This window comes from Rhodococcus sp. R1101, from assembly GCF_000278445.1.
GTDB lineage: Bacteria > Actinomycetota > Actinomycetes > Mycobacteriales > Mycobacteriaceae > Rhodococcus > Rhodococcus gordoniae.
The window spans coordinates 1-18432 of sequence record NZ_AJVB01000012.1 but is presented as its reverse complement, the minus strand read 5'-3'; the positions used below and the strand labels follow the sequence as shown (position 1 = coordinate 18432).

19 protein-coding genes are annotated in these 18432 nt (G+C 67.1%); 13 read left to right on the top strand and 6 right to left on the bottom strand.

The annotated features are described in order from the left end of the window. The first annotated feature begins 2 nt into the window (after positions 1–2). Positions 3–575 (top strand): nucleotidyltransferase family protein, encoded by a 573-nt coding sequence (locus tag R1101_RS0102335; RefSeq protein WP_016931884.1) that lies wholly within the window; start codon positions 3–5, stop codon positions 573–575. A 60-nt stretch (positions 576–635) separates the two neighbouring features. Beyond that, entirely contained in the window at positions 636–1901 is a 1266-nt protein-coding gene (locus R1101_RS0102330) for a hypothetical protein (protein WP_016931883.1), read from the top strand. Positions 1902–1983: 82 nt separating this feature from the next. On the opposite strand, the gene R1101_RS0102325 is transcribed toward R1101_RS0102330, so the two are convergent. Further along, positions 1984–3237: a cytochrome P450 gene (locus R1101_RS0102325; protein ID WP_016931882.1), complete on the bottom strand. Its 1254-nt coding sequence runs from the start codon at positions 3235–3237 to the stop codon at positions 1984–1986. Positions 3238–3418: 181 nt separating this feature from the next. Here R1101_RS0102325 and R1101_RS0102320 point away from each other — a divergent pair, with 181 nt between their 5' ends. The 3 genes from R1101_RS0102320 (at position 3419) to R1101_RS0102310 (ending at position 5811) form a co-directional block, all read left to right on the top strand. Continuing rightward, entirely contained in the window at positions 3419–4582 is a 1164-nt protein-coding gene (locus R1101_RS0102320; protein ID WP_016931881.1) for a steroid 3-ketoacyl-CoA thiolase, read from the top strand. 1 nt (position 4583) lies between these two features. Next, positions 4584–5057, top strand: a complete 474-nt coding sequence (locus R1101_RS0102315; protein WP_016931880.1) for a nitroreductase family deazaflavin-dependent oxidoreductase — start codon at positions 4584–4586, stop codon at positions 5055–5057. Between the two features lie 94 nt (positions 5058–5151). Further along, positions 5152–5811 carry a GNAT family N-acetyltransferase gene (locus tag R1101_RS0102310; protein ID WP_016931879.1) on the top strand — a complete coding sequence of 220 codons (660 nt, stop codon included), beginning with the start codon at positions 5152–5154 and terminating at the stop codon, positions 5809–5811. Positions 5812–5874: 63 nt separating this feature from the next. Here R1101_RS0102310 and R1101_RS0102305 read toward each other — a convergent pair whose 3' ends face one another. After that, positions 5875–6789 (bottom strand): SDR family oxidoreductase, encoded by a 915-nt coding sequence (locus R1101_RS0102305; protein WP_026002790.1) that lies wholly within the window; start codon positions 6787–6789, stop codon positions 5875–5877. After that, positions 6786–7562, bottom strand: a complete 777-nt coding sequence (locus R1101_RS0102300) for an SDR family oxidoreductase (protein ID WP_016931877.1) — start codon at positions 7560–7562, stop codon at positions 6786–6788. Before R1101_RS0102300 ends, R1101_RS0102305 begins: the two co-directional genes overlap by 4 nt. A gap of 194 nt (positions 7563–7756) precedes the next feature. Here R1101_RS0102300 and R1101_RS0102295 point away from each other — a divergent pair, with 194 nt between their 5' ends. From R1101_RS0102295 to R1101_RS0102270, 6 genes are read left to right on the top strand one after another with little or no spacing between them, the layout of a single operon-like run. Next, positions 7757–8311 carry an FAS1-like dehydratase domain-containing protein gene (locus tag R1101_RS0102295; protein ID WP_016931876.1) on the top strand — a complete coding sequence of 185 codons (555 nt, stop codon included), beginning with the start codon at positions 7757–7759 and terminating at the stop codon, positions 8309–8311. Continuing rightward, positions 8308–8715, top strand: coding sequence for a Zn-ribbon domain-containing OB-fold protein (locus tag R1101_RS0102290; protein ID WP_016931875.1), 408 nt, complete (start codon positions 8308–8310; stop codon positions 8713–8715). The genes R1101_RS0102295 and R1101_RS0102290 overlap by 4 nt, the downstream gene beginning before the upstream one ends. After that, positions 8712–9122 (top strand): MaoC/PaaZ C-terminal domain-containing protein, encoded by a 411-nt coding sequence (locus tag R1101_RS0102285; RefSeq protein ID WP_016931874.1) that lies wholly within the window; start codon positions 8712–8714, stop codon positions 9120–9122. Before R1101_RS0102290 ends, R1101_RS0102285 begins: the two co-directional genes overlap by 4 nt. Then, positions 9119–10303 (top strand): lipid-transfer protein, encoded by a 1185-nt coding sequence (locus R1101_RS0102280; protein ID WP_016931873.1) that lies wholly within the window; start codon positions 9119–9121, stop codon positions 10301–10303. Before R1101_RS0102285 ends, R1101_RS0102280 begins: the two co-directional genes overlap by 4 nt. A gap of 40 nt (positions 10304–10343) precedes the next feature. Further along, positions 10344–11603: an acyl-CoA dehydrogenase family protein gene (locus R1101_RS0102275; protein ID WP_016931872.1), complete on the top strand. Its 1260-nt coding sequence runs from the start codon at positions 10344–10346 to the stop codon at positions 11601–11603. A 1-nt stretch (position 11604) separates the two neighbouring features. Beyond that, positions 11605–12735, top strand: coding sequence for an acyl-CoA dehydrogenase family protein (locus tag R1101_RS0102270; protein WP_016931871.1), 1131 nt, complete (start codon positions 11605–11607; stop codon positions 12733–12735). 78 nt (positions 12736–12813) lie between these two features. Here the strand turns inward: R1101_RS0102270 and R1101_RS0102265 are convergent, their stop codons facing one another. After that, a complete protein-coding gene (locus tag R1101_RS0102265; protein WP_016931870.1) occupies positions 12814–13419 on the bottom strand; it encodes a TetR/AcrR family transcriptional regulator in 606 nt (201 codons plus the stop codon). Positions 13420–13663: 244 nt separating this feature from the next. Here R1101_RS0102265 and R1101_RS0102260 point away from each other — a divergent pair, with 244 nt between their 5' ends. Next, a complete protein-coding gene (locus R1101_RS0102260) occupies positions 13664–14182 on the top strand; it encodes a flavin reductase family protein (protein ID WP_016931869.1) in 519 nt (172 codons plus the stop codon). Between the two features lie 53 nt (positions 14183–14235). Here R1101_RS0102260 and R1101_RS0102255 read toward each other — a convergent pair whose 3' ends face one another. After that, positions 14236–15684: an MFS transporter gene (locus tag R1101_RS0102255; protein ID WP_016931868.1), complete on the bottom strand. Its 1449-nt coding sequence runs from the start codon at positions 15682–15684 to the stop codon at positions 14236–14238. Between the two features lie 131 nt (positions 15685–15815). Between R1101_RS0102255 and R1101_RS25710 the strand changes: the two genes are divergently transcribed. Continuing rightward, entirely contained in the window at positions 15816–16313 is a 498-nt protein-coding gene (locus tag R1101_RS25710; protein WP_051017440.1) for a MarR family winged helix-turn-helix transcriptional regulator, read from the top strand. Between the two features lie 122 nt (positions 16314–16435). Here R1101_RS25710 and R1101_RS0102245 read toward each other — a convergent pair whose 3' ends face one another. Further along, positions 16436–18397: an ATP-binding protein gene (locus R1101_RS0102245; protein WP_016931866.1), complete on the bottom strand. Its 1962-nt coding sequence runs from the start codon at positions 18395–18397 to the stop codon at positions 16436–16438. Positions 18398–18432: the final 35 nt, after the last annotated feature.

Here is an 18432-nt window from a genome sequence, read left to right as displayed (position 1 = left end):
CCATGGGCACAGCCGGGATCGTTCTTGCGGCAGGGGACGGCTCGCGGCTGGGCGGACGGGCGAAAGCGCTGCTCCCCCACCGCGGCCGTCCCCTGCTGCATACCGTCGTCGAGGCACTGCTCGAAGGTGGTTGTGACGACGTGATCGTGGTCGTGGGCGCATTCGGCGACGATGTGGCCGCCGCGTGCCCTACCGGAGCGACAACGGTCTACAACCCCGACTGGACCGTCGGCATGTCGACATCCCTGCGCCGCGGGGTCGACGCGGCACGAGCCCACCAGAGGGTTGCGCTCACCGTCGTCGATTTTCCCGGCATCACAGCCGAATTGGTCCGCCATCTCCTGGATGTGCACCACACGGGGACGGTGACGCTCCCCGTCTTCGGAGATCACCCCGGTCACCCGGTGGTCTTCGACATCGCCGATGCGCTGGGCGCCGCCGCCGACGCCACCGGCGACGAGGGCGCGCGGTCCTTCCTCGCCCGCAATCGTGAACGCGTGCGGCGTCTCGACTGCACCGGGCTCGCCGACCCCGGAGACGTCGATACCCCCGAGGATCTTCGCCGCCTGACCTGATCGCATCGTCGCCCGGCGTGTCGGCGCCGCGTCCCGGTGACCGCTCGGAGAAGGTAGGGGGTGCCCTCCTGGATTCTCTACATGCTCGCAGCCGTCGGCAGTTTCACCGCCGGAACCGTCCTCGCCGCGCCGAGCGTCGACACCTATCCACTCGATACCGGGTTCGGTTTCGGTGCCGTGGAAACTTCGGGTATCACCGCGTCTGCCACGGGAGCGCTCGTCGCCGTGTCGATCGCGCTGTGGTTACGCCACCGGGTGGGCGCGCTCGGCGCCGTCGTGGCCGGAGCCGCACTCGTGGCGGTCGTCGCCCTCCCGGGTGCGTGGCGGTTCGACATGTACGTCTCGGCGGTCGGTGCAGGCCTGCTGCTCGGTGCCCTCGTCGTCTGCTGCGCCCGAACTGCGGGCACCCGGCTCCCCGCGGTGATGGCCGGCGGCGTCGTTGCCGCGCTGCTCACCGCAGAACCCATCGCGGAATACCGGGAGTTCGCGGCGTCCTCGTCCGGAAGCGCCCTGTACCGGGAGGTGTCGGCGCAGCCCGCCAACACGGTGTGGACGGTTCTCTCGGTGACTGTCATCGCGGTGGCAACAGCGGTTCTCGTGATGCGTGCCGGTGCTTTCGATTCGGTCGACGAACGACGATGGGATGTACGGGAAACGGTGGTCGGTATCGGCCTACCGCTCGTCGCCGTCGTGCTGTATCGGTCTCTTCACAGTGCCGTGTGGTCTCCGGATGCGAGTCCCGGCGGGAACGGGCGATGGCTGTGGGGCATCGTCGCTGTCCCACTCGTGATCGGTGCTGCCCTGTGGCTGCGCGAGAGAAGCGGAGCGGTCCTGCTCGCCGCCTTCGCGGTGGCCGTCGCCGCGGGTACCGCTCCCTCGTGGATTCCCGGCGGATGGTTCCTGCCGGCCGTGATGGTCGTGCTCGCCGCCGTCGGCGCGTGGCTGGGCCGTCGCGCGCCGAGGCCGACGGCCGGAGTGGGCGTGCTCGCGTTCGTCACGATCACGGCGATCTTCACTCGTGCGCCCTGGGACAACGTCCACCTCCTGGCGACCTTCTTCGTTCTTCCGGTGGCAGCCGCGTACACGATCAGCGCGGCACTACCGTCGACGAGCGCAGTCACCGCCGCGTCCTTCTCGCTGCCCGCCGTGATGGCGTTGCCTCTGCTCACCCGATTCGGATGGACCGCCTACACGCCTCTCACCGATTCTCCGTCCGGGTGGACGCCGGACTCGTGGACGGTTCTCACGACCGGTGTATCGGTAGCCGGTGTGCTCGCGGCGGGGGCCGCGATGTGGTGGATCGGCCGCAGGTCCGAGGTCCTGTAGACGACACGGGATGTGCGAGGTCCCCGGGCGCGCAGGGGCGGCCGGGGACCTCGATGTTCGGTTCGGTCGGTGTTCGGTTCGGTCAGTGCTGGACCGGGCACCCACCCGAGGTCTTGTAGTCGACCTGGAATTCCTTGATGCCGTTGAGCCAGCCCGACCGCAGACGGTGCGGGTCGCCGATCTTCGTGATGTCCGGGATGTGATCGGCGATCGCGTTGAAGATCAGGTCGATCTCCATACGTGCGAGGTTCGCGCCCAGGCAGTAGTGCGCGCCCGTTCCACCGAATGCCAGGTGCGGGTTGGGATCACGAAGGATGTCGAACTCGCGGGGGTTGTCGAACACTTCTTCGTCGTTGTTGGCCGACGCGTACAGCATGACGACGCGATCGCCCTTCTTGATCGTCTGCCCGCCGAGTTCGGTGTCCTCGAGGGCGGTGCGCTGGAACGACGTGACCGGGGTGGCCCAGCGGATGATCTCGTCGGCGGCGGTCTTCGGCCGGTCGCGCTTGAAGATCTCCCACTGCTCCGGATTGTCGAGGAACGCCGCCATGCCGTGGGTGATCGCGTTGCGGGTGGTCTCGTTGCCGGCCACCGCGAGCACGATGAAGAAGAAGCCGAACTCTTCGGGAGCGAGTTCGTCACCGTCGATGTCGGCCTCGATGAGGGTGGTGACGATGTCGTCGGCCGGGTTCTCCTTGCGGGCCGCGGCCATCTGGTAGGCGTACCCGAGGACTTCCATGGACGCTGCCGCCGGATCGGCGGTGTTGTCCGGATCGTCGTAGCCCGTCATCTGGTTGGACCACTCGAAGAGCTTGGCGCGATCCTCCTGCGGCACACCGATGAGGTCGGCGATGGCCTGCAACGGCAGCTCGGCCGCGACCTGAGTGACGAAGTCGCCACGACCGGCCTGGCACGCCTCTCCCACGATGGCTCTCGCGCGACGATCGAGCTCGTCACGCAGGCCGTTGATCGCACGGGGGGTGAAACCGCGGGCGACGAGTTTGCGCAGCTTGGTGTGCTCGGGTGCGTCCTTGTTGAGCAGGACGTGGCGCTGCAATTCGATGGCTTCGCGCGGAATGTCGTCGTTGAACCGCGGAATCGCTGTGTTCTCCCAGTTGGAGAACACGTCGCTCCGGCGGGAGACCTCACGGACCTCCTCGTGCCGGGAGACAACCCAGAATCCGTCGTCGTGGAACCCACCGACGTCGGGAGACTTCTTGTTCCACCACACCGGCGCGGTCTTCCGCAGTTCCGCGAACTCTGCGAAAGGCATACGGTCTGCGTACAGATCGGGATCGGTGAAGTCGATGTCTTCGGGGATGTTCGGCTGCGCCACTGATATCTCTCCTGCCCTGGCGGGTACCGCTCGCGTGATATGTAACACGTTCTAAAACCATTCAAACACAGACGCGCCTTCCGACCAAGGGATCTGCACGTCCACTGGGAAAAGCCGGTCCTGTTGCCAGCCGGAAAAACGTGTTCTATTTTGCGAAGAGCGTAGGAGAAAGGAGCCCGCCGTGGGCACACCAGTCATCGTCGAGGCCGCACGGACCCCGATCGGCAAGCGGGGCGGATGGCTCGCGGGCCTGCACGCCGCCGAGATCCTGGGCGCCGTCCAGGCCGGGCTCGTCGAACGCGCCGGCATCGACGCCGAGCTCGTCGAACAGGTCATCGGTGGCTGCGTCACCCAGGCGGGCGCTCAGTCCAACAACATCACCCGCACCGCGTGGCTCAACGCGGGGCTTCCCTGGCAGGCCGGTGCCACCACCATCGACGCCCAGTGCGGATCGGCCCAGCAGGCCAACCACCTGATCGCCGGACTCATCGCCACCGGCGCCATCGACGTGGGCATCGCGTGCGGCATCGAGGCAATGACCCAGGTCCCCCTCGGTGCCAACGTCGGCGATCAGGCCGGCCCCCGTCGCCCCGAGTCCTGGAACATCGACATGCCCAACCAGTTCGAGGCCGCCGAACGTATCGCGCGGCGCCGCGGCATCACCCGCGAGGACGTCGACGCGCTCGGAGTGCGGTCGCAGCAACTCGCTCAGCAGGCCTGGGACGAGGGCCGGTTCGACCGCGAGGTCCTGCCGGTCGTGGCCCCTGTCGTCGACAAGGAGGGCAACCGCACCGGCGAGAAGGCGACCGTCACCCGCGACCAGGGTCTGCGCGAGACGTCGACCGAGTCGCTGGCCAAGCTGAAGCCGGTGCTCGAGGGCGGCATCCACACGGCCGGCACCTCGTCGCAGATCTCCGACGGCGCGGCGGCCGTCCTGCTCATGGACTCCGACCGGGCGAAGGCGCTCGGGCTGAAGCCGCGCGCACGGATCGTCGCGCAGGCTCTCGTCGGCGCCGAACCCGAATTCCACCTCGACGGCCCCGTGCAGGCCACGGCGAAGGTTCTCGAGAAGGCAGGCATGAGCATCGGCGATCTCGACCTGTTCGAGGTCAACGAGGCGTTCGCGTCGGTGCTGCTGTCCTGGGCCCAGGTGCACGGACCCGACATGGACAAGGTCAACGTCAACGGCGGCGCCATCGCGCTCGGCCACCCGGTCGGCTCCACCGGTTCCCGGCTCATCACCACCGCACTGCACGAACTCGAGCGACGCGACGCGTCGACCGCACTGATCTCGATGTGCGCCGGTGGCGCTCTCGCGACGGGCACCATCATCGAACGGATCTGAGGTGGGTACCGGGGAGGCCCCGAAAGGACTGGGGTCCGGGGCCACGACGTCGATCATCAAGTGGGGATCGCGCGTGAACGTCGCCGTGTACCGGGCCACGGGTGGTCGCATCGGCGGCAGGTGGCGGGTCGGCAGTGCATTCCCCCGGGGCGTCCCCGTATGTCTGGTGACCACGATCGGACGGAAGAGCGGCCGGCCGCGCACCGCTCCTCTGCTGTTCCTCGAAGACGGCGACAAGGTGATCCTGGTCGCCTCCCAGGGAGGACTTCCCAAGCATCCCTTGTGGTTCCGCAACATCCAGGCGAACCCCGAGGTCACCGTGCAGATCAGGTCGCGGATCCGGACGATGCACGCTCGCGTGGCGAGCGATGCGGAGCGCGCGGCGTACTGGCCGCGCCTCACCGCGATGTATCCGGATTTCGACAAGTACCAGTCGTGGACCGACCGCGTCATTCCCGTCGTCGTGTGCGAGTGAGCCGGATCACCCGGAGCACGCGGTCGCCGCGAGCGGAACGTGCGGGAATACTGAATCCCGTACGCCCAGTTCTTCGACGAAGGGATGTCGCACGATGGCAACCACCGATCACGACAAGGTGCTCGACCGGCGCGAGATCGCAGCCGCGCTGCTCCGGGCGCTCGAACGACGCCACGAGGTGCTCGACGTGATCGTCGAGAGCAAGGATCGGGGCGACGCGGTCGCGAAGCTCGCATCACTGCTCGACACCGGCGAGTTCTGCGCGGAGGCCGTGCTCAATCTTCCGTTCCGCCGCCTGACGCAGGCGGAGCGGAAGAAGATCCGTGAGGAACTCGACGATCTCGATGCGGTACTGCAATGGACGACGGCGGCGCGTCCGTACGCGACCGGCGCGCATTTCCGGCTGCGTCCCATCTCCCACAGTGCGGCCGATACCGCGTTGTTCACGGCGCGCTGCGCCGACCAGCTGGGCGACGACAGCGACGAGCGGGTCGAGTCCGAACGACAGCGCGGCGCCGAGTTGATGGACGACGAGTCCGCGATGTGGCTTGTGGCCGAGGATCTTTCGGGCGACGAGCCGAAATCCGTCGGGTTCGCGTTCGGCGAGCTGACCGGAAACGAGGTCGACGTACGGATCTGGGTGCATCCGGAGTTCCGCAAGCAGGGCTACGGCACCGCCACGCTCAAGCAGGCGCGATCCGAACTCGCCGCCTACTTCCCCGGCTCCACCCTCATCGTCCGCACACCGGCGTAGGCGGCTGCGCCACTCGTGCGCGTTTCCGGTAGCACGTGCTACCGGAAACGCGCACGGGGACCGTCAGGCCCCGTAGACCGGCGTCGGCGGCTGCGACGATGCGATCAACTTCTCGACGACGGGTCCGAGTTCCTTCGGATCCCAACGATCGCCCTTGTCGATCGCCTCGCCGTGGCGCCAGCCGTCGGCCAGCGACACCTTGCCCCCTTCGGCCTCGAACACCCGGCCCGTCACGTCCTTCGATTCGGCGCTGCCGAGCCACACGACGAGCGGCGAGACGTTCTCGGGTGCCATCGCGTCGAAACCCTCCTCGGGCGCGGCCATCATCTCGGCCATCGCACCACCGGCGCCGACGGTCATCCGGGTACGCGCCGACGGAGCGATCGCGTTGACGGTCACCCCGTAACGGCCGAATTCGGCGGCGGCCTGAACCGTGAGCGTTGCGATGCCCGCCTTGGCCGCGGCGTAGTTGCCCTGACCGATGCTGCCCATCAGACCGGCGCCCGAACTGGTGTTGATGATGCGGGCGTCGACGGGATTGCCGGCCTTGGATTCGGCACGCCAGTAGGTCATCGCGTGACGCATCGGCGCGAAGTGGCCCTTGAGGTGCACGCGGATGACCGCGTCCCATTCTTCTTCGCTCATGTTGGCGAGCATGCGGTCGCGCAGGAAGCCGGCATTGTTGACGAGCACGTCGAGGCGGCCGAAATTGTCCAGGGCCGTCTTCACGAGGTTCTCGGCGCCCGCCCAGTCGGCGACGTCGTCACCGTTGACGACGGCCTCGCCACCGGCCGCGCGGATCTCCTCGACGACCAGTTCACCGGGGCTCTCCCCCGTGGCCGATCCGTCGCCCCCGACACCGATGTCGTTGACCACGACCTTCGCGCCCTCTGCCGCGAAGGCGAGGGCGTGGGCGCGACCCAGGCCACGTCCGGCGCCGGTCACAATGACGACGCGCCCGTCCATCAGTCCACTCACTTCGTCTCCTTCGTTCGGGCCGCTGCCAGGTAGGCAGGGCTTTCGCCGCCGCCGTGGACGGTCAGTGTGGATCCGCTGACGTAGGCCGACAGCGGGGAAGCCAGGAATGCGGCGCAGTGGCCGACGTCCTCGGGCTGAGCCAACCGTCCCAGCGGGACGGTCGCGCCGACCGCCGCGATGCCTTCGTCGTCTCCGTAGAACAGGTGCGACTGCTCGGTTTCGACCATGCCCACGACCACCGAGTTCACCCGCACCTTGGGGGCCCATTCGACGGCGAGCGACTGCCCGAGGCTGTCGACGCCCGCCTTGGCGGCGCCGTAGGCCGCGGTGCCGGGCGACGGCCGCGATCCGCTCACGCTCGAGATGTTGACGATCGATCCGCCCGTGTCCTGCTTCTGCATCACCGCGTTGGCGGCCTGCGCGACCAGCAGCGGAGACAGCAGGTTCAGCTCCACGATCTTGGCGTGGAACTTCGGACTCGCGTCGGCCGCCAGCGCATAGGGCGAGCCGCCGGCATTGTTCACCACTGCGTCGAGCCGGCCGTGGCGGTCGATGATGCTGTCGATCAAGGCTTTCACCTGATCGGCGTCCCGGACGTCGCACGGCAGGAATTCCGCGGTCCGCCCGTCCGCTTCGACGGGGTGTTCGGGTTCGTTGCGTGCACATGTCACGACGGTCGCTCCGGCGCGGAGGAACACCTTGGTGATACCTGCGCCGACTCCCCGTATGCCTCCGGTGACGAGCACGACTGCGCCGTCGAGTCCCAGATCCATTCACTGCCTCCACGTCGTTCACCCCGCAGGATGCGCGGGTTCCACGCCCACAACTTACCAAGCAATCGCTTGGTTCGGTACCGGCTTCCGGTGTCCGCCGTCACGCTCCTGCTCAGTGGGAATGGGGGGATCGCGCTTGTCGGCCCGCCTTAGCGTGACGACGAACGCGCGTGCCGAAGAGGAGTGAGTGGGCCATGCAGACCGTCGAGCAGGACTACGAGAAATACGTCGGGCAGGTGGCCGAACCGCCCCGTGTGGCCCGATACGTCGTCAACGACGCCATGATCCGGAACTGGGTCGAGGCCCACGACGACTTCAATCCGATCTACGTCGACGCCGACGCCGCTCGCGAGACCGGACGCGAGTCGATCGTCTGCCCGCCCGCGATGATCTCGACCTGGATCATGGCCGGCTACCGTCGCTGGCGCGAGGTCCAGCGCAAGCGCACCGAGGGCGTCGTGGAGGACTTCGCGTACTCCCGGATGCTCGCCGACCTGGACCGCGAGGGCTTCACCTCGGTCGTCGCGACGAACGTCGAGCAGGACTACCACCGCGAAATCGTCCCGGGCGACCACATCACCGCCCACTACACGATCGAATCCGTATCCGGAGTCAAGCGAACGGGTCTCGGCGACGGGCGATTCTTCACCCTGTACAAGCGCTACGAGGACCAGAACGGCGAACTCGTCGCCGAGGAACGATTCCGGATGCTCCGGTTCAATCCGAACACCGACAAGGAGACGCGATGACCGCCGTCCCCCGGCTCACCATCACCCAGGACAACCAGTTCTGGTTCGACGCCGTCCGTGAGGGCCGACTCGAGATCCAGCAGTGCAACGAGTGCGACACTCTGCGCCACCCGCCGGGCCCGGCCTGCCCCGCCTGCCGTTCGTTCGAATGGAAGACGGTCGAATCCTCGCGTCGCGGAACGCTCCACAGCTGGACCGTCATCCACCACCCCCAGGATCCAGCCTTCGAGTACCCGCTCGCCGTCGGACTGATCGACCTCGAGGAAGGCATCCGCATCGTCGCCGACATCGCGGGTGTCGACCACGACACGCTCGAGATCGGCATGGAACTCGAGGTGGGATTCTCCGAGCACGCGCACGGTGAGATCCTGCCCCAGCTGCGCAAGCCCGGAGGACAAGCATGAACCTCGCCCAATGCACTGTCGGACAGGAACTTCCCGAACTCGTCCTGCCGATCGATCGCACGACCATCGTGGCCACCGCGATCGCATCACAGGATTTCGAGGACGTGCACCACGATCCGGATGCCGCACTCGGACGCGGTACCCCGGACGTGTTCATGAGCATCAACGCCACCAACGGATTCGTCGACCGGTACGTCACCGACTGGACCGGACCGTCGGCGCGCGTACGCCGTGCGTCGCTGCGTCTGGGCGTGCCCTGTTTCCCCGGCGACCCCATGCACATGAACGGTGAGGTGACCGCCGTCGAGGGCGCGACCGTCACCCTGAAGGTGCAGGGCCGCAACAGCAGAGGCGTCCACGTCACCGCCGAGGTCGTGGTGGAGCCCTACGAGAGGAAGACACGATGACCGTCAAGGGCTTCTCCGGAGCCGCTGCTATCGCCGGCATCGGAGCCACGGAGTTCTCCAAGAATTCCGGCCGCAGTGAATGGCAACTCGCGTGCGAGTCGGTCCTCGCCGCTCTCGAGGACGCACAGATCGGTGTCGAAGAGGTCGACGGCTTCGCGCTGTTCACCATGGAGACCAACCCGGAGATCGCCGTCGCCCGCGCGCTCGGCATCCCCGAACTCAAGTTCTTCAGCCGCATCCCGCACGGCGGTGGCGGCGCCTGCGCACCCGTGCAGCAGGCTGCACTCGCCGTTTCCAGTGGTGTGGCCGATGTCGTGGTCGTCTATCGCGCGTTCAACGAGCGCTCGGGCCACCGTTTCGGTGCCGGTCCGCCGCCGTTCGCGTACAACTCGAACACCGACCAGGAATACCGGAACTGGATCAACCCGTACGGTCTGCTCACTCCCGCTCAGCAGGAAGCCTTCCTGGCACGCACCTACATGCACAAGTACGGGGCGACCAGTGCGGACTTCGGGCAGATCTCGGTGCTCTCGCGCAAGCACGCGGCGAACAACCCCAAGGCCTGGTTCTACGAGCGGCCCATCACCCTCGACGATCACCAGAACTCCCGGATGCTCGCCGACCCGTTGCGCCTGCTGGACTGCTGCCAGGAGAGCGACGGCGGCCAGGCACTGGTCATCGTGAGCGCCGAACGCGCCCGAGATCTTCCGCATCCTCCGGCGATCATCACCGCCGCGGCGCAGGGCGTCGGTCCTCAGCAGATCTCGATGAGCAGCTACTACCGCGAGGACATCGACGCGATGCCCGAGGTCGAACTCGTCGCCCGGCAGATGTGGGCACAGGCCGGCTTCGGTCCCGAAGGTATCGACGCCGCGATCCTGTACGACGCCTTCACCCCGATGGTGCTGCTCCAACTCGAGGAGTACGGCTTCTGCGGCCGCGGCGAGGCCAAGGACTTCATCGCCGAAGGCAACCTCGAGGTCGACGGCCGCCTGCCGATCAACACCCATGGCGGGCAGCTCGGCGAAGGCTACATCCACGGCGTGAACGGCATCGCCGAGGGTGTCCGGCTCATCCGCGGCACCTCCGTGAACCAGCCCACCAAGACTCTCGACAACGTGCTGGTCACGGGCGGATCGCCGGTGCCGCACAGCGCGCTCGTCCTCTCGGCCGACCGTTAAGCCCGTAACCCCGGGCCCCGAACACTTCTCAGGAGACCATATGCATCCCGAGCTGTCCGACAAGTCACGGCGGCTGCGCACCGAACTGCGAGAGTACTTCGCCCGCATCATCGACGATGAGGATCGGCGTGCCCTGGTCGACCAGACCGAGGGCGGGCCGGTCTTCGACAAGATCTACCGGCAGATGGGCGCCGACGGCTGGCTCGGCCTGGGATGGCCGGAAGAGTACGGCGGACGCGGCGAGGACCCCGAAGCGCTCTACGTCTTCTACGACGAGACGATCCGCGCCGGCGCACCGGTATCGCTGGTGACGCTCAACACCGTCGCCCCCGCACTGATGAAGTACGGCACCCAGGAACAGAAGGATTTCTTCCTCCCCAAGATCCTGACCGGTGAACTGAAGTTCGCGATCGGCTACACCGAGCCCGGCGCCGGCACCGACCTCGCCGCACTCCAGACGCGGGCGCGCGTCGAGGGCGACGAACTCGTCATCGACGGCAACAAGCTGTACACGAGTTCCGCGATCTTCGCCGACTGGGTCTGGCTGGCCGTGCGTACCGATCCGGACGCTCCCCGCCACAAGGGCATTTCGGTCGTGCTCGTGCCGACCGCCTCGCCGGGCTTCTCGGCCACCGAGATCCAGACCGTCGGTGGTATCAGCACGGCGGTGACCTACTACGAGAACATCCGCGTCCCGCTGAGCAATGTGGTCGGTGAGCTGAATCAGGGCTGGACCCTGATCACCAGTCAGCTCAACCACGAGCGTGTGGCACTCGCCGCCCGCGGCGGCATCGCCAACGAGATGTACGACGAGGTCCTCGCGTGGGCCAAGCAGGAACCTTTCGGTCCCGGTGTGCTGTTCGACGTGCCGTGGGTCCGCTCGACCCTCGCCGAGGTCTACGCACTGCTGTCGGCGACCGATCTCGTCAACCTGCGCCTGGTGTCCGACATCGCCGCCAACACCCTCAGCGGTGGTGATTCCGCTGCCGCGAAGGTCTTCGGCACCGAAGGTGTCGTCGCGGCCTACGGCATGTTGCAGGAAGTGCTCGGAGCCCGCGGACTGCTGCGCCCCGGCAGCCCCGGTGCGGTGATCGAGGGCCGGGTCGAAGCTCTGGGCCGACGCGCCCAGAACAACACCTTCGGCGGCGGCAGCAACGAGGTGATGCGCGAGATCGTGGCCGCGAAGAACCTCGGAATGACCCTGGGCGCGCGCAGGCGTCCCGATGCAGCGGCCACCCGCTCGCAATCCGACAGGACGGCCCAGGCGGACGTGAAGACGCCGGCCGAGACGAGGAGCTGACATGGAATTCGAGCTCGATGACGACCTGATCGCGGTCGAGGACCTGGCATCGCAGGTCTTCGGTTCCCTGGCCAAGGTCGAGCGTGTGGTCGAGGTGGAGCGCAAGGAGGGCGGCTTCGACGCTCCCCTGTGGCAGGCACTCGCCGACTCCGGGCTTCTGGGACTGGCTCTTCCCGAATCCTCGGGTGGCGCCGGCATGGGCATGCTCGGACTGACGACGATCCTGCAGCAGCAGGGCCGGCGCGTCGCCCCCGTCCCCGTGTGGTCCACCGTGGCGGGCGCGGCTCTTCCGCTCGCGCAGTTCGGCACGGAAACGCAGGTGGGGCGTTACCTTCCGGGACTCGTCGACGGTTCCGTCGTACTGACCGGCGCCTTCGACGACACTCCCGGGGCGAGCCCCACCGTGACCGCGATCCGCAAGGGTGACGACCTCGTCATCAGCGGACAGATCCCGTCGGTTCCGTGGGCACCCATCATCGCCGGCGTCGTCGTACCCGTTCGGTGCGACGACGATTCGGTCGCCGTGGTGATCGCACCGGTGGATGCGCCCGGCGTCGAGGCCGTCCCGGCGGCCGTGACCGGCCGCGGCGCCGAGGCAGCCGTGCAGTTCACGGACGTACACATCGGAGCCGAGGATGTCCTGCCCGGCGACGGTGCGGAGATCGCGGCCTGGACGCGGCGCCGCATCCGCATCGCTCTGGCTGCCGTTCAGCTGGGGGTATGCGAGGAAACGCTTCGGGCCACGGCGGTGTATACCTCGGAGCGCGTGCAGTTCGGCCGGCCGTTGTCGACGAATCAGGCCGTTGCGTTGCGCGCGGCCGATGCCTACCTCGACACCGAAGCGATCCGGCTCACGATGCGCCGGGCCGCATGGCTGCTCGACGTCGGGCGCGAGGACGAAGCCGAGTCCGCGGCGCTCGTCGCCAAGTGGTGGGCATCGCGCGGTGGTGTGCGAGTCGGCCTGACCGGCCAGCACCTGCACGGCGGTATCGGCGCCGACATCGACTACCCCATCCACCGCTACTTCCTGTGGGGACGGCAGTTGGCGTTCACCTTCGGCGGAGCGGAAGCTACCGCAGCGGCCCTCGGGGACGCCCTCGACACCGCACCCCCGATCGGGGCGGCCGGGTAGCCGGCCGGTCGTGATCACGCGAGTCCCGTTCCCCGCACGACGGTGGAACGGGACTCGTGTCGTTTCCGGAGCCCTTCCCTAATCCCCCAGATGGGCGAGCAGCAGCTCGCAACTGCTTCGCACATCCGCCTCGGTCTCCGCGAGAGTCGCTCCGCCGTTGAGATATGTCACCAGCAGCCCGGACCACAACATCGACAACAGTCGCAGCGTGTCGCGATCCTCGTCGGTGGGGTCGTCGAGTCCCGCCTTGTCGAACAGGATCCGGAGGAACGTCCGCCGCACTTCCACGGAGTCGGGCACCACGTTCGCCGGCGCGGTGCTGTTGGACAACAGCATCGCGGACGCCAGGCGAGGCCGGTCGACGAACCGCCGGGTCATCTCGATCAGCACCTCGGTGATCGCATCCCGGGCGTTCATCCCCGGTTTCCGCGCGGGAAGCCGATCCGCGCCGAGTTCGAGGCGATCGAGGAGCAACGCCACGAACAGATGCGTCTTCGATGGGAAATACCTGTACAGCGTGCCGATCGCCACCCCGGCGTTCCGTGCGATCTCCGTCATCTGGACGCGAGCGAGTTCGTGCTCGCAGCCCAGCCGTGCCGCGGCCTCCAGGATCCGCACCTGCCGTCGCCGCTGCTCGGCGGAGGTCGGCTCCGCCCCGTCGCGCGCCTTGCCGATTCTGGGCACCGGTTCCCCTCTCCACGATCACGGCCCGTCGTTTCCGCACCGCATCACCGGCCAGATTGTCGCATTGCGGATCTTTCGCGGTCCCGAACGGTGGGATGGAAGGGCCCAGACGTCCCGTGCACACGGCGCGGCGACCGGATGTCCACTCAGCGAGAAGCCGTTCCGGGGTGTCGCGCGTCACCCATACGCTCGATTCGTAGGACGTCGCCGGAGGCCGCGACCAGAGCGAATCGGAGTGAGGCACATGCAGACCGGAATTCAGACCCAGGACGCGACGTTCGAACTCGGCGTTCCCGGCCCGGACGAGATGCGACGTGCCATGGGACGTTTCGCCAGCGGAGTCACCGTCGTGACCGGTCTCGACGAGGACGGCCCCACCGGTTTCGCGTGCCAGTCGTTCGCGTCGGTCTCGCTCGAGCCGCCCCTCGTGCTGTTCTGCGCCGACCACCGTGGGCGTGCATGGCCGCGGTTGCGCCGTACCGGCTGGTTCACCGTCAACGTCCTCGGCGAGAACCAGACCGATCTGTGCGCTCGCTTCGGGTCCGGCCGCGGCCTCAAGTTCGACGGTCTCGACTGGGATCTGTCCCGCTGGGGCACTCCGTCGCTGCCCGGCGTTCTCATGCGGGTGCACGCCTCGGTCGAGGATGTGCACGTGGCAGGTGACCACGATGTCGTCATCGGACGTGTCGCCGAACTGGAGTGCGTCGGCGACCAGAGTCCGATGGTGTTCTACCGCGGGGCGTTCGGGCTCGACGCGCGGTAACTCCGCCGATACTTCCTCCGTCCGCCGCTACCGGCGGGCGGAGGAAGTCGTCGTCACACCCTCACGGAGGGCGTCGCGTCGGCGTCGACCTTCGCGAGACGGGCCCGGCGCGACTGCGGAACGGCGACGGTGAGGACGGCCGCGAGAAGCGCGACGCCTGCGCCCGTCAGCAGGACGACCCGGAAGCCGGACTCCGTGGGAATGGTATGACCGGCGAACGGCACGCTCATCTGCGCGAGGACGACACCGATGACGGCGGAAGCGGAGGACGTGCCGACCGACCGCATGAGACTGTTCACGCTGTTGGCGGATGCCGTCTCCGTGGCAGGGACCTCCCCCATGATCAGGGCGGGCATCGCACCGTATGCGAACCCGACTCCCGTGCTGCAGATCGCGGCGACGACCGCCAGGCCCAGGACCGATCCCATCAACAGCAGCCCCGCCGTGTACCCCAGAGCGATGATCAGGCAGCCCACCAGCAGCGTGGTCTTCGGACCGCGGTGAGCCGAGAGCTTTCCTCCGATGGGAGAGACCGCCATCATCATCAGACCACCCGGTGCCATGCACAGACCCATCATGATCATGGACTGGCCCAGTCCGTGACCGGTCTCTTCCGGCAGCTGCAGGATCTGCGGGAGAATCAGCGACTGGGCGTACATCGCGAAACCCACCACGATCGAAGCACTGTTGGTGAGCAGCACGGGCCGGCGGGCGGTGACGCGCAGATCCACCAACGGATCGCGGACCCGCAGCTCCCACCATCCCCACACCACGAGCAGCAGGACGGCAGCGGCGAGGAAACCGATCGTGAGGGTGCTCGACCAGCCCCAGTCGGCGCCCTTGGAGATCGCCAGCAACAGACAGACGAGGGCCGCACTCAGACCGACCGCTCCCACCGCGTCGAAGCGTCCGCCGGACTGCAGGACGGGAACATCGCGGAGAACCCACCACAACGCACCCAGCGCCACCGCACCGAGCACCGCCACGCCCCAGAACAGGAACCGCCAATGCACGTACTGTGCAACGGCGGCAGATGCAGGCAGTCCGAGAGCGCCGCCGACGCCCATGGACGCACTCATCAGTGCCACGGCCGAATGCAGACGGTCGTACGGCAGTACGTCCCGAAGGAGGCTGATTCCCAACGGGATCAGACCTACGCCGATTCCCTGCAGACCGCGACCGATCACCATCGGCACGAGTGTGGACGAGAGCGCACACACGATCGAACCGGCGATCACCGGCACGAGGCAGACGAGCATCATGCGGCGTTTGCCGTACATGTCGCCCAGTCGTCCGGTGACCGGAGTCGCCACGGCACCGGCGAGCAAGGTCACGGTGATCACCCATGACGCGTTCGCGGCAGAGGTGTTCACCATGGTCGGCAGGTCCACGATCAAGGGCACGACCAGGGTCTGCATGAGCGCCGCGATGATGCCGGTGAAGGCGAGGACACCGACGAGAGCCCCGGAACGGACCGGGGTATTTTCGGATATGTCTGTCATAGAACTCCTGAAAGAAAAGAAATATGCATGATGCATATTCGACGCATCATGCATTCGATGTGTACAGTACATACTGATGACGCCGCAACGTGGCGACCTACTCGGGTGACGTTCTTCACGAAAGACTTTCGATGACCAAGCCGACCCACTTGATCGAGTTCGAAGCGATGCTGCTCGGCCGGCACCTGGCGAACATCAACAGCCGCAAACGCGGCAGGCATTCGCTCGACCGCAGCGCCTATACGGTTCTCAGCCGCATCAGCATGCAGGGCCCGATGTCGATCGGCCAACTCAGCGACGCACTCGATCTGGACAGTTCGACACTCAACCGGCAGACCTCGGCGATGACCGCCGCCGGGCTGGTCGAACGTATCCCCGACCCGGAGGGCGGGATGGCCCGCAAATTCCGGATCACCTCCTCGGGCGAGGAAAAGCTCGCCGCCGAGCGCGCCCACGGAGTCGCCGCGCTCGAGCGCGTGCTGACCGACTGGTCCGAGGACGAGGTCGCCACCTTCGCACGGTGGCTCGAACGCTTCAACAACGACATCGAACGCTTGACAGGGCATCCGTGGCCGCGGCCCACCGGGTCCGCAGTGCATCTTCCCGACGGGTCCGTCGGGGGGATGTGAGCCGGAGGTACCGCGCGAGCACGGTTCGGTGGCCGGCCGAGACCACCGGCAGACCGGAACACCTGCGGTACGAGTGATGCCACCGCCGTCGAGACGGCGGTGGCATCACTTCCGGTCACACGTCAACCACGATGCTTTCCGTGGGCAATACCTCCGGCGGGCGTCGTCGACGGCACCAAGGACGGAAGTTCCTCGGTCCTGAGCCGGCGGGGGCGTTCCGTCATCACGGTGGGCTGGACCGTGTGCACCTCGCTGAGGAGGGTGGCCGGGAAGTAGACCGACGCCGTGACACCGGCGTTCGTCTCGGTGTCGAAGGTCGGCCTCAGACGCACGCTCATGCCGTTGCGGGCCGCCAGACGCCCGATCACGAACAATCCCAGTTGACGCGGGGCGTCGACATCGGCATTATCACCCGCCGCGAGACGGATATTGATCTCCTCCATGGCATCTCGGGGAATACCGATTCCGCGATCGGCGATATCGAGAAGCAGGCCACCCTCCACGGCGGAGGAGAACTCGAACCTGACGGGAGTGGTGGGCGGGGAAGCCCGCAGCGCGTTGTCGACGAGTTCGGCCACCAGATGCACCACGTCGTTCACCGCCTTACCGACGAGATATCCGTGCGGGGTGTTCCCGATCTGCACCCGCTGGTAGTTCTCCACCTGGGACACCGCACCGCGGAGCACGTCGCCGAGCGGTGCGGGCCCGCTGCGAGTACGCGGGCGCGTGCCCGCGAGAACCAACAGGGATTCGCCGGTACGCCGCATGCGCGTCGCCAGATGATCGAGAGCGAACATGCTCTGCAACCGGGCGGGATCCTTCTCCTCGTATTCGAGAGATTCGATCAGCGAGAGTTGCTGTTCGACGAGGGTCTTGTTGCGGCGTGCCAGCGTCTCGAGCATCACGTTCACCTGTTTCCTCAGGTGGGCCTGCTCGCCGGCGAGACGCAGCGCCTGCGTGTTCATCGAATCCACCGCTCGGGAGAGTTCGCCGATCTCCTCGTCCGTATCGGTGCCGACGGGAGCGAGACGGACGGTGTCGATGTCGGCCCCGTCCTTGACCGCCGCGATGGCGGCGGGAAGCTCGGTGTTCGCCGCTGCGAGAGTGTTGTCTCGCAGACGTCCCAGGGGCACCGACAGGGAACGGATGACTGCTATCGCGAGGAGCAGGGCGAGTACGAGTGCTGCCGTGACGAGGAGCGCGTCGCGGGTGGCCGCGGTACGTGTCTCGTCCGCCAGTTCTTCGAGCGTCCCGATGATGCGCGCGCTGGCGCTGTCGATCCCGTCCGCATAAGGCTGGGACGCCGAAATCATGGCGTTGCGGAGGTCTTCCCCGAATTGCCTGCTCGGCGTGAAGTTCTCGATCAGCCTACGGCGCGCTTCGATATCGCCGAGCATCCCGTCGATCTGCCCGGTATCGAGCCCCGATCCCCGAAGGAGTCGCAGCGTCGACTCCTCGGTGTTCATGGCGTTGGTCGCCAGGAGCCGGGCGGCCTCGGGGTTGGTGGACAGCAGCCGGAAGGACTCCATCTGGTCGAGGAGGTTGAGCTGCGCGTCCCACATCAGGAGCAGGTTCGTGGCGTCGACGAGAGCGTCGTGGTTCTCGAACAGGTCGAACAGGTCCCGGAAGAGATTCTTGCACCGCACCAGGAAGTCGGTGGTCCGGCGACCGAGCTCGTCGACGCCGAGGGAGGAGTTCATGACCGCGGCGTAGAGCTGGTCGCCGTCGGCGAGCAGCGCATCGAGTTCTACGGCGACATCGGAGTTGAGATCGGCTCCTGCGGCGAGTTCCCTGAGCGTGGCCATGGACTGCGTCACATCGTCCGAAGTTGCGTTCTTGGGGGTGAATCCGAGGCTCGTGGCGGTAGCGACGCTGATCAGAGCGGTGGAGAAGTCGAGCAGTGCCGGGGCGACAACGGTCTGTTCGGACAATGCGGCCGACCGCTGCGCTTCGTCGAGCTGAGTCGTGACGCGTACGGCACCGAGAGCGACAGCGACGACGAGGGGAATCGACAGCACGGCCGCGAGTCTGTATTTGAGACGCCAGCGGCCGATCTGCAGGGCACGTATTCGGCTCGGATCCACTTCTCGGATCTCCCTTTCACGATGAAGAGAACGTG